Raw genomic sequence first — 2,024 nt, 5'->3', positions numbered from 1 at the left:
CCCGGCCCGCACCGCGCACCTGCACCCGCGTCGCCCGCCGGGCGGCGAGCAGCCGCGCCGCCGCGCCCGGCTCCGGATGCAGCACCGACAGCGCCGCCGCGTCCGGCCGCAGCCGGTCGAGGGCCGCTGTGGGGCCGCTCGCTGTGGCCGCGGGCTTGCCGCCGGGTCTCGTATCGTCCAGCAGCCCGGCGGCCGTGAGTCTGTCCAGCAGCTCATCGGCCCGCTCCTCCGGCAGCCCGAGGGCCTGGGCCTCCTGCCGCAGCAGGGGCAGCCCGCGGGTGCCGTCGAGCAGCTCCAGAAAGCTGCCCGTCGCCGTGTCCAGCGGGCCCACCACCACCGCATGCGCCCGGGCCACCCCGAACTGCACCGTGTCCCGACTCCGCCAGGCGCGCCGCAGCGCGGGCTTGAGCATGGGATGCATCGCCGTCCCCCTTCGTCGATGTGCCACAGGTGTCGAACCTGCCGCACGCACCGGTGCCGCATCGCCTCGTCGAACGGTTCTCAGCATGCGCCCCGCCGCCCACCCGCCGCCGAAAGTTATCCACAGGCTGTGTTGATAGTCGTACAAGCGGTGCACGCCGAGGGGTGGACCGCCCCGCAACCGCGGGCGAGGGCAGGACTTCCCCGGCTGCCAGCGGGTAACGTCGGGGCGTGCCCGCCGATCCTTCCCCGCGCACCGCCCCGACCCCTTCGAGTCCGCCGAGTCCGCCGAGTCCGCAGAACCGAGGCTCGGGCACGAGCGCGGTCGAGGTCCGCCGGAGTTCGCGTCGGCGCAGGACCGTCTCCGCGTACCGCGAGGGCGACCGCACCATCGTCCTCATCCCCGCCCGGATGTCCGAAGCGGAGGAACAGCGCTGGGTCGGCGTGATGCTGGACAAGCTCGCGGCGCAGGAGAGCAAGCGCATGCTGGGCGACACGGAGCTGGCGGCGCGCGCGGAGTGGCTGTCCGAGCAGTATCTGGGGGGCCGGGCCCGCCCCGCCTCGGTCCGCTGGGTCACCAACCAGAACACCCGCTGGGGGTCGTGCACTCCGGCCGAGGGCAGCATCCGGCTCTCCCACCGGCTCAAGGGCATGCCGGAGTACGTGGTGGACTACGTCCTCGTCCATGAGCTGGCCCATCTGCTGGTGCCCGGTCNCGTCCTCGTCCATGAGCTGGCCCATCTGCTGGTGCCCGGTCACGGCCGCCGCTTCTGGGAGCTTCTGGAGGCGTATCCGCGCACCGAGCGGGCCCGGGGTTATCTGGAGGGGGTGGTGGCCGCCGGGCGGCTGCCGCATCTGCCGGGCGCCGGAAGCGGAACGGACCCCGGCTGAGGAACCACACGGCGCTCCCCGGCGTCGTTTTTTGTCGGCGGCAGCGGCTAGCCTGGCGCAAAAGCATTCACCGGTTCGGGATGGGGGACGGTCGTTACGTATGGCCAGGGAATTCCAGCGCGGCCACAAGGCCAAGATCAGCGACCTGACGGCCGGGAGGGATCTGTACGTCGGCGTGCAGATCGCCGGGCCCGGGCTGAGCTTCGACATCAGCTGCTTCGGCCTCGACGCGGACGAACGGCTCTCGGACGACCGCTACTTCATCTTCTTCAACCAGCCCAAATCGCCTGAAGAAGCGATACAGCAGCTGGGTGCGCAGGCCGGTGACACCGAGTCGTTCCGGGTCACGCTCGACAGCATTCCGCCGACCATCCAGAAGCTCTCCTTCACCGCGACCATCGACGGCGCGGGCCAGATGTCCCAGGTCGGCCCCGGTTACATCCGGATCGTCGCGGGCGGCGAGGAAGTGGCCCGGTACGCCTTCGACGGTACGGAGTTCAGCACCGAGCGCGCGGTGATGCTGGGCGACTTCTACCTCAAGGACGTCTGGCGCTTCGCCGCCGTCGGGCAGGGCTTCGACGGCGGACTCGAGGCGCTGCTCAAGAACTTCGGCGGCGAGGTCGCCGAGGAGGAGCCCGCGCCCGCACCGGCGCCCGCGCAGGGCGGTGCGCCCGGTTTCGCGCCGCCCGCCCAGGCGGCCCCCGCACCGGGCT

General features: G+C 72.1%; 2 protein-coding genes and 1 pseudogene. 2 read left to right on the top strand and 1 reads right to left on the bottom strand.

Annotated elements, in window-relative coordinates; genetic code table 11:
* A pseudogene (locus tag EEJ42_RS50810) lies at positions 1-421 on the bottom strand (ThiF family adenylyltransferase); the annotation flags it as partial.
* A gap of 230 nt (positions 422-651) precedes the next feature.
* On the opposite strand from EEJ42_RS50810, the gene EEJ42_RS12500 reads away from it, so the two are divergent.
* Both EEJ42_RS12500 and EEJ42_RS12495 read left to right on the top strand, forming a co-directional pair.
* Positions 652-1,311: a M48 metallopeptidase family protein gene (locus EEJ42_RS12500; protein WP_123100019.1), complete on the top strand. Its 660-nt coding sequence runs from the start codon at positions 652-654 to the stop codon at positions 1,309-1,311.
* Positions 1,312-1,411: 100 nt separating this feature from the next.
* On the top strand, positions 1,412-2,024 hold a 613-nt coding region (locus EEJ42_RS12495; protein WP_148081929.1), incomplete at its 3' end, for a TerD family protein.

This window comes from Streptomyces botrytidirepellens (genome assembly GCF_003721215.1).
GTDB lineage: Bacteria > Actinomycetota > Actinomycetes > Streptomycetales > Streptomycetaceae > Streptomyces > Streptomyces himastatinicus.
The sequence above is the reverse complement of the archived record's forward strand: the minus strand, read 5'-3'. Positions and strand labels throughout refer to the sequence as shown.